8 protein-coding genes are annotated in these 8762 nt (G+C 65.2%); 4 read left to right on the top strand and 4 right to left on the bottom strand.

Annotated features, from left to right (window positions below):
• Positions 1 to 1319 (bottom strand): FAD-dependent oxidoreductase (locus tag Q4C89_RS12520; protein WP_303102955.1); only part of this gene is annotated, 1319 nt, incomplete at its 3' end.
• A 96-nt stretch (positions 1320 to 1415) separates the two neighbouring features.
• On the opposite strand from Q4C89_RS12520, the gene Q4C89_RS12515 reads away from it, so the two are divergent.
• The gene (locus Q4C89_RS12515; RefSeq protein WP_303102954.1) at positions 1416 to 2573 is read left to right on the top strand and encodes an aminotransferase class V-fold PLP-dependent enzyme; all 1158 of its coding nucleotides are present in this window, start codon (positions 1416 to 1418) and stop codon (positions 2571 to 2573) included.
• 97 nt (positions 2574 to 2670) lie between these two features.
• Here Q4C89_RS12515 and Q4C89_RS12510 read toward each other — a convergent pair whose 3' ends face one another.
• Positions 2671 to 3300, bottom strand: coding sequence for a CBS domain-containing protein (locus tag Q4C89_RS12510; RefSeq protein ID WP_303102953.1), 630 nt, complete (start codon positions 3298 to 3300; stop codon positions 2671 to 2673).
• 257 nt (positions 3301 to 3557) lie between these two features.
• On the opposite strand from Q4C89_RS12510, the gene Q4C89_RS12505 reads away from it, so the two are divergent.
• Together Q4C89_RS12505 and Q4C89_RS12500 are read left to right on the top strand one after the other, a co-directional pair.
• The gene (locus tag Q4C89_RS12505) at positions 3558 to 4049 is read left to right on the top strand and encodes an OmpH family outer membrane protein (protein WP_303102952.1); all 492 of its coding nucleotides are present in this window, start codon (positions 3558 to 3560) and stop codon (positions 4047 to 4049) included.
• A gap of 113 nt (positions 4050 to 4162) precedes the next feature.
• Positions 4163 to 4645: an OmpH family outer membrane protein gene (locus Q4C89_RS12500; protein WP_303102951.1), complete on the top strand. Its 483-nt coding sequence runs from the start codon at positions 4163 to 4165 to the stop codon at positions 4643 to 4645.
• Between the two features lie 88 nt (positions 4646 to 4733).
• Here the strand turns inward: Q4C89_RS12500 and Q4C89_RS12495 are convergent, their stop codons facing one another.
• Entirely contained in the window at positions 4734 to 5411 is a 678-nt protein-coding gene (locus Q4C89_RS12495) for a response regulator transcription factor (RefSeq protein ID WP_303102950.1), read from the bottom strand.
• Positions 5412 to 5485: 74 nt separating this feature from the next.
• The gene (locus tag Q4C89_RS12490; RefSeq protein WP_303102949.1) at positions 5486 to 7294 is read right to left on the bottom strand and encodes an ABC transporter substrate-binding protein; all 1809 of its coding nucleotides are present in this window, start codon (positions 7292 to 7294) and stop codon (positions 5486 to 5488) included.
• A gap of 295 nt (positions 7295 to 7589) precedes the next feature.
• Between Q4C89_RS12490 and hslO the strand changes: the two genes are divergently transcribed.
• A complete protein-coding gene (hslO, locus tag Q4C89_RS12485; protein ID WP_303102948.1) occupies positions 7590 to 8537 on the top strand; it encodes an Hsp33 family molecular chaperone HslO in 948 nt (315 codons plus the stop codon).
• Positions 8538 to 8762: the final 225 nt, after the last annotated feature.

Genomic DNA, 8762 nt, shown 5'->3' with positions numbered 1-8762 from the left:
CGGTCGGCGGCCACCAGCAGCACGTCCCAGACGCCCGAAAAGGGCGGGGCGTAGGCCAAGTCCATCTGAAAGAGGTCTTCGACCTTGCCGCGCTGGTGCAGGTGCGCCGCCAGCACGTCCACCCGCTTGACGCTCTGGGGATTGGAGCAGATCAGTTGCCCGCCCAGCAGACGCCCGCTGCCCCGTTCACCGGTCAGCCGCACATGAATGGGCGCGGCCCCAGCGTAGTAACTCGCGTGGTCGGTGCTTTCCACGTCCACGCTGACCGCGTCCAGCCCCAACCGTTCGGCATCGGCCTGACCCAGCCCGGTGCGGGCCACGCCCAGACCAAACACTTTGAAAATGCCCGTGCCGACCACACCGGGAAATGTCGCGTCGCCGCCCGCCATGTTGACCCCGGCGACGCGGCCCATGCGGTTGGCGGTCAGGCCCAGCGGAATGTGAACCTTACGGCGGGTGACGCGGTGAACCGTTTCGCAGTTGTCGCCTGCCGCGTAGATGCCGGGCACGCTGGTTTCCTGCCGGACATTGACCGCTGCCGCCCCAGTTTTGCCCAGGCGGACGCCTGCCGCCTTCAGCAACTCGACGTTGGGGCGTACCCCCACCGCCACAATGACCGTATCGGCCCGCACCAGTCCCGTGTCCGTCTGCACGCCCGATACACGGCCCTCTCGCACGGTCAGCCCCTCCACCGTCACGCTGCAGCGCACGTCTACCCCGTTGCGCTCCAGTTCGGCGCGAATCTGGCGGCGGTACTCCACGTCCAGAATGTTGCCGCCCACTTCGTCGCCCCGCTCCAGCATCACCACGCTCAGGCCCTGGCGACACAGGTTTTCGGCGAGTTCCAGACCGATGTAGCCCGTGCCGACAATGCACACCCGCCGCGCCCCCTCCAGACTGCGGGCGATGGCCTGACCATCAGGAATCTCGCGCAGGACATGCACGCCCGCCGCGTCGGTGCTGGCCCAGTCGGGACGAATGGCCGACACGCCCGTCGCCATCAGCAGGCGGTCATACGGCTCGGTGCTGACCCCGGACGGCCCCGACACGGTCACGGTGCGGGCCTGTGGGTCTACGCCCGTGACCTCGTGCCGCAGCCGCACGCCGATGCCCCGGCCCCGCATCTGCTCGGGCGTGCGGGCCACCAGGTCGTCCCAGTCGTCCACCGCGCCGCCGAGCACGTAGGGCAAGCCGCAAGCGCCGTAGCTGATGTACTCGCCACGCTCAAAGACCACGACTTCGGCCCCCGGGTCAAAACGTTTGGCCCGACTCGCGGCGCTCATTCCGGCGGCGACCCCACCCACGACGACAATTCGCATGGGGGCAGGCTAACGCAGGAGCCGCAGGCGCAACAGCCGGGGTGACAACTTAGACGCCCCCACCACGGGCGGGCGGCGGCGGTCTAGAGTGCCTGCATGAGTGAGACTGCGCTGCCCGCCCACACGCCCCTCAACCGCGAACGGCTGATTGCGCCCGGCCCGGTCGAAGTCGCGCCCAATGTGCTGCTCGAACTGGCCCAGCCGCAGATGCACCACCGCGCCGCCGCCGGAATCGCCAAGTTGATGGAAGCCCGCGAGAAACTGACCCGGCTGCTGGGCGACCCCTACGACGCCGTGATTACCACCACCAGCGGCACCGGGGCTTTCGAGGGTGCCCTGGTCAGCACCACGCCCAGCGGGGCCAAAGTGGTCAACGCGCAGGCGGGCAAATTCAGCGAACGCTGGGGCGAGATGGCGCAGCGCTTCGGCTACGACACCCAGATTATCGCCAAACCCTGGGGCGAGATGCTGGACGTGAACGAGGTTGCCGACGCCTGCAAGGGCGCCCACACCCTCACCATCACCCACAGTGAAACCAGCACCGGGGCGCTGCATGACCTGGAAGCAATTGCCAAGGCCGCCAAAGCCCAGAACCCCGACCTCATCATCATTGCCGACTGCATCACCAGCTACGGCAACGCCGAACTGCGCCCCGCCGCCTGGGGCGTGGACGTGGTGGTGTCGGGCAGCCAGAAGGGCACGGCGACCCCGCCCGGCCTGGGCTTCGTGCTGTTTTCGCCCGAGGTTCAGGCCCGCATGATCAAGGACACGCCGCACGGCTTCTACCTCGACATGACCCGCGAACTCGCCGGGCAAAAGGCAGGCAACACGCCCCAGACGCCCGCCATCAACCTGATGTACGCCCTCTCGGTGGCCCTCGACCGCCTGCTGGCGGTGCCGCTGGAGGTTCTGTGGGCCGAGCAGCGCCGCAAGACCGACGCCCTGATTGCCGCTGGTACGGCCCTCGGCGCTCCGGCCTGGGCCGCTCGCCCCAGCGCCGCCGTCGCCGTGCTGACCCCGCCCCAGGGCATCGGCGGCAAGCAGGTGGCGGCCCGCCTCGCGGAAATGGGGCAGCGGGCGCTCCCCGGTCAGGCCCCGCACGAGGACACCGTCTTCCGCATCTCGACGATGGGCTACGCCGACCGCTACGACGCTCTGGCGATTGCCGGAATTCTGGAAGATTGCTTCGCCAGCCTGGGCGTGCAGTTCGAGCGCGGGGCAGCGGTGCAGGCGGCCTGGAACGTGATGAAATAAAGCTGAGCGTTCCAAAAGCCAAGCATAAGAGAGGAGGCCCAGATTAATGGAGCCTCCTCTCCTTGTTGTGTCCGGCGAGGGACAACCGGACGGTCAATCAGTCCAGAACCGCAATGCCAGCGGCTTTCACGCGCTCGCGCACGCCTTCCAGCCCCTCGCCGCCCACGCGCAGGACGAAACGGCGATTGCCACCGGAGCCGTCCACGTCGTAGGTCGCCACACTGATGATGTTGCTGGGGTGGACGGCATGGGCGGCTTTTTCCAGGCTGCCGGGCACGTCGGGCATGTCCAGGGTCAGGCGCTGGCCGCCCTCGTTCATGCCCAGAATGCTGGTAAAGGCCCGAATCACGTCCGAGGTGGTGATGATGCCGGTCATTTCCCCCCGGTCGTTCAGCACGGGCAGACCGCCGAATTTATGCTCCTGCATCCGCAGGGCGGCGTCTTCCATGTACTCGTCTTCGTGCGCCGTAATGACCGGGCGGCCCATGATTTCTTCGACGGTCAGCTTGCTGAGCAGGTAGTTCAGTTCCCACACGCTGAGGGTGGTGGCCTTGCTGGGCATGGCGTCCTTGAGGTCCTTGCGGGTGGTGATGCCCACCAGCTTGCCCCCCTGAAGGACGGGGAGCCTCCTGACCCGGCGCTCATTGATGAGCTTGAGGGCTTCCATCACAGGCGTATCGGGCGTGACCGTCACGGGGCCACGCGTCATCCAGTCGCGTACGAGCATGGCTTAGTCTAGAGCAGTCAAGTCCCTCGAAGTTCATCCTCAGATGGACCGGGCGAAGCGAGTAACGACAGAAGTAGTCGAACCGGGAATGAAGCATCTTCAGTTCTGTTCCGAGAACGCAGAATGTCAGGTTCGACTTGCTCGGGGGACGTTGTGAGGCCCTGATCACGGCTGGTCTGACGCTCAACTGACCCCGCCTTAATTCTGCGGCCTACAGGTTCATTCGGCTCAGAAATCCGCATGCTACGTTGCGCCGCATGAAGATGACCCCCAAGGCACTCGCTCCCCTTGCCCTTGTCGCCGCGTTCGGCCTCGGCAACCTCGCTCCCCACGCCCAGACCCCCGCCACCAAGATCGGCTTCGTGGACGTGGACGCCCTGTTTGCCGCCCACCCCAGCGACAAGGACATCAAGTCGCTGCAAGCCGCCGCCAACAAGGAACTCACCGACCTCGACGCTAAGATCAAGGCCATTGACGCCAAAGGCACTGCGGCCACCGCCGCCGAAAAGCAGCAGCGCGAGCAACTCGTGAGCACCATCAACGCCAAGTCCAAGTCCTACTCCGATCAGATGGCTGCCAAGGCCGCGCCCGTCGAGAAGGCCGTGGATACCGCGCTCGGCAACTACGCCAAGCAGAACGGCTACGCCGTCATCATGGACCGCGCCATCGCCCAGCAGAGCGGCCTGGTGGTCTACGCCGACAGCGCCACCACCGACCTGACCGAAGCCGTCAAGAAGAACATCAAGTAAGGTCGGCCCCGCCTGGCGCAGGGCAGCCGCACCTTCTTATAGTCATGCCCCTTCCCTGCCCCCGGAATGCGGGGGTTTTCCTTTTGTCACCGCTTTTTTCCCGAGGACTTGCCATGAAACTGAACCGAATCCTGCTGATTGCTCCGCTTTTTTTGCTCGCCACCACGCCCCACGCCCAGCAGAAGCGCACCCGCTTGGGCTTCGTCAACGTGCAGAAGGTCGTCGCTGCTGTGCCGGGCGGTGCGGGCTACCTCGACCTGCGTAAGCGGGTGGACACCGACCTCACCAAGCGCCAGCAAAACATTCAGCAACTCGTCGCCAAGGCCAACCGCACCCGTGCCAGGGCCGACGTGGACGCCGTCAACAAGGCCCAACAGAGCTTTGTGAGCGCCCAAAAGAGCCACCAAGCCCGGCTGGCCCAGGCGTTCAAACCAGTCGGCCCCAAGGTCAACGGAGCCATCGCCGCCGTCGCCAAGAGCAGCGGCTTCAGCGTGGTGCTCGACCAAGAAGTGGCCGCCCGTTCCAAGCTGGTCGTCTACGCCAACGCCGCCACCACCGACCTGACGCCCGCGATTCTCAAGGCCCTCAAAAAGTAAGGGACGGACGCATAAAAGCAGAGGACAGGGAAAATCTCCCCCGTCCTCTGTTTTCATGCCATCCGCTATCGGCCATCAGCGCAACCCCTCAAAGGGTACGCGGGTCTATCCAGCCGCGCTTGATGCCGTGCAAGACAGCCTCGGTGCGGCTGCCGACCCCGATTTTGGCGAAGATGTTCGCCAGGTGAACCTGAACTGTGCGTGGGCTGATGTCGAGGTCACGGGCAATTTCCTTGTTGGTGCGCCCACTCGCCGCCACCCGCAGCACTTCCAGTTCGCGGGGGCTGAGGTCGTCTTCCGGCGGGGTGGGGTTCGAGACGACGCTGAAGCGCTCCAGCACCTTGCGGGCGATGGAGGGGTGCAGCGCACTTTCACCCGCCGCCACTGCCCGCACCGCGCCGAGCAGGTCGTCCTCGCTGGCATTCTTGAGCAGGTAGCCCGCCGCCCCCGCTTCGAGCAGGGCGAACACGTAGGCGTCGTCGTCGTAGCTGGTCAGCACCAGCACGCCCACGCCGGGCTGCTCGGCCTTGATCGCCTTGGTCGCCTCTATGCCGTTCATGCCGGGCATGGACACGTCCATCAAAATCACGTCGGGCCTGAGGGCGCGGGCCTGGGTCAGGGCTTCCTCGCCGCTGCCCGCCTCGCCCAGCACCTGCATGTCGCTTTCGCCTTCCAGCAGTTCCCGCGTGCCCTTGCGGACCACCGGATGGTCGTCTACCAGCAGCAGGGTGATGGGCCGGGTGACTTCCTGTTCGGGACTGAGCATGGCCGCAGCATAGCGGAGACCGCAAAAAACCACCCTGCACAGGCAAGGTGGTCGGGTCGGGCGGGAGAGGCGGCTCAGCTCTTGCTGAGGTTCTTCCAGAGGGTTCCGGCAGAGTCGAAGCCGTACATGGGGTTGTAGGTGTCGGCACTGACACCCTGGACACTGTCGCGGAAGACGGTCACACCCACGCCGCCGGGCATCAGGATGTAGAGGGCCTGATCCTGGGCACGTTCGGCGATCTGCTTGTAGAGGGCGTTGCGCTTCTCCACGTCGGTGGTGGTGCGGGCCTCGTTCACCCACCCATCGATCTGGGCGTCCTTGGCGTTGATGCGGGGGGCGTAGTAGCCTTCCGAGCTGTAGAAGGTGTGGACGAAGTTGTCCGGGTCAGCGTAGTCGGGTGCCCAGGCCGTCACGACCATCGCCTCGCTGCCTTCGCCGCTGGCCTTAATGATTTCGCTCCATTCCTTGGGAACGATGTTGACCTTGAACTTGGGGTTCAGGCCCTCGATGTCGCTCTTGAGCATTTCCATCGCGGTCTGCATGGGGCGGCTGCCAGCGCGGTAAGACACGTTGAGGGTAAAGCCGTTGTCCCAGACCTTGCCACCCCAGGCCTGCTGGAAATGTCCCTTGGCGGCTTCGAGGTCGTACTGGGGCGCAGCGACCGTCGCGTCGTACCCAGGGAAGGTGTCGGGCAGCAGGAAGTTACGCTCCTTGCCCTTGCCGCGCTGCACTTCCTCGATGTACTTGGGGTAGTTGAAGGCGGCGGCGAAACCACGGCGCACTTCGAGGTCGCTGAAGAAGTCGGCGGGAATGCCCTGTCCGTCGAGCTTGCCGCTGCCGAGCTGACCGCCCTTGATGTTCTGGTTCATGCTCAGGCCGGTGGCGGTGGTGTTGGGCAGGTCGTCCAGCACCGTCACGCCGGGCTTGCCCTGAAGCTGGCTTTCGATGATTTCGCGCCCGCCCGACTCGATGAAGTCGGCGTCACCCTTGAGGAAAGCCTGCACGCGGGCAGCCTGCTCGGGCACCTTCTGGATGATGACGTTCTTGATTTTGGCTTTCTCGCCCCAGTAGTCGTCGAAGGCGACGGCAGCCACCGAGGTCGCGTCCTTCTTGAGCAGCTTGTACGCGCCAGTGCCGCTGGGCTGCTGGGCCAGGGGGCTGCCGACCAAGTCTTTGCCCACGGCTTCTTTCCAGGTGGCCTCGGTGCCGTCCCACTCGCCGATTGACTTGGCGTGTTCGCTATCCACGATGCCCTGACCGATGTAGGCCAGCTTGGACAGGAAAGCGGGGTCCACCTTGGGCAGGTTGAACACTAGGGTCTGACCGTCGCACTGCACGGCGTCCTGAATGCGCTGCCAGGTGATGGACTGGTCGTCGTTGGCGTTGCTGCCCGTGCCCAGCAGCGACTCGGCCAGGAACCAGTTGCCGCTGTCGCTCGTGTTGGTCACGAGGTTGCGGCGGAAGGTGTACTCGGCGTCCTTGCACTCGAAGGGGTTGCCGCTGTGGAACTTGACGCCTTCACGCAGGGTAAAGCGGTACTGCTTGCCGCCGTCCTGCTCTTCCCAGGCCGTCGCCAGCACGGGTTCCAGTTCGCTGATGGAGCTGCCCTGGTAGCCCACCAGGGTCTCGTACAGGTTTTCCACGACCTGACCGCTGGCGGTGTCGTAGGTGGTGCCGGGGTCGAGGGTCGGCACGTCGGCGGACTGCTGAATCACCAGGGTGTCGGGGTTCTTGCTGGCCGTGGTGGTCGTGGCCGTTTCCGTCGTTTCGGTGGTGGTCTGGGTGGTCGTGGTTTCGGTCTTGGTCTGGCAAGCCGAGAGGGTCAGGGCGAGGGTCGCCAGCGCCAGAGCGCCGAGGGGTCGTTTGGTCTTGGTCATGTGCATCTCCTGAAAGCTCCTGAGTTGTTCCCGGCCCTGGGCCGTAAGAACACAAACAAGGAGCCTAAGACAAAGGCGAGAGGGACTGTCTCTGTGCGGTGGACAGCCCCCTTTTTCCTTCCTGGTCCTGAAAAAGAGAGACGCGCCGTCCAACAGAGGTTTTTTTACCCTAGGCCCCCTCCATGAGAAACCCTTAGCAAAAGTGATAAGACCTCAACTGAAGAAAAGTCAGCCCCGTATCAGCTGGGAAATTGCAAGTCGCCGCACACCGGGCTTGAGTGCTGGCGTGTAAAGTTTCCTGATGAACTCCGACTTTTCTGCCTCTGCTGCCCGCTCCCTCACCGACCTGCCGCAACCGGAATCGTACCTGCTGCGGGCGACAGCAGCCGACGGCACGTTGCGACTGGTGGGCGTGGACATGGCGCGGGTCGTCGAGGAAGCGCGGCTGCGCCATGACCTCAGCAAGACGGCGACGGCGGCCCTGGGGCGCACGCTGGCGGCTTCGGCACTGCTGGCGGTGGTGCTGGGCAAACGCAACGACGCCCGCGTGACGGTGCGGGTGGATGGCGGCGGCCCGGTGGGTCTGGTGGTGGCCGAGGGCAGCAACGACGGGCGCGTTCGCGGTTATGTGCAGCACCCCGAAGCCGACCTGCCGCCCCGCGAAAGCGACGGCAAGCTCGACGTGAGCGGCATTGTCGGCCATGACGGCGAACTGGCAGTCACGCGCCTGCTCGACAACGGCGAACCCTACACGGGCAGCGTGCGGCTCCAGAGCGGCGAAATCGCCGAAGACGTGAGCCTGTACCTGGGCACGTCCGAACAGATACCCAACGCCGTGCTGCTGGGCGTGTATGAAGAAGGGGGCCGGGTCGCGCAGGCGGGCGGGCTGCTGATTCAGGCCATGCCCGGCGTGACCGACGCGACCCTCGCCCAGCTTGAGGCCAACATTGCCGCGTTGGGAATGCTGACCGACCAGTTGCGGACTGGGGGGCTGCTGGGGGCCATCCACAAAGCCGCCGAGGGCCTCGACCTGCGCCTCGCCACCGAAGCCCAGCCTGTGCGCTTTGCCTGCCGCTGCTCGCGTGAGAAGGCCGCCGACAGCCTCAAGTTCTTCGGGCCGGAAGAGCGCCAGGAGATGATTGACGCGGGCGGGCAGGAAGTGTTCTGCCACTGGTGCAGCGAAACCTACCACCTGACGCCCGAGGAAATTGCCGCGTTGGACGAGGGCGAAGCGCGGGCGCGGGCCTGAGCAAGGGGCGCAGCTTCCTCATTTTCATCTTTTGTTGGAAGCGGCAAGGGAAAGCACGCGAGGCCAGAGGTGCTGCCCCAACTCGTGCCGCGCCTTCCCCCTTTCTACGTCACCGCGCCAGATGAAGGGCCGATGACAGGAATAAAAATCACGCCAGCCTGACACACATGAAACGGCGATTAGGGGTTGACAAATCGGGGTGGGGTGTGGAAAGGGGATGAGGTG

It is taken from the genome of Deinococcus sp. (assembly GCF_030523985.1).
GTDB lineage: Bacteria > Deinococcota > Deinococci > Deinococcales > Deinococcaceae > Deinococcus.
Note: the sequence above shows the minus strand (reverse complement) of the source record. Positions and strands in the feature narration are given on the sequence as shown.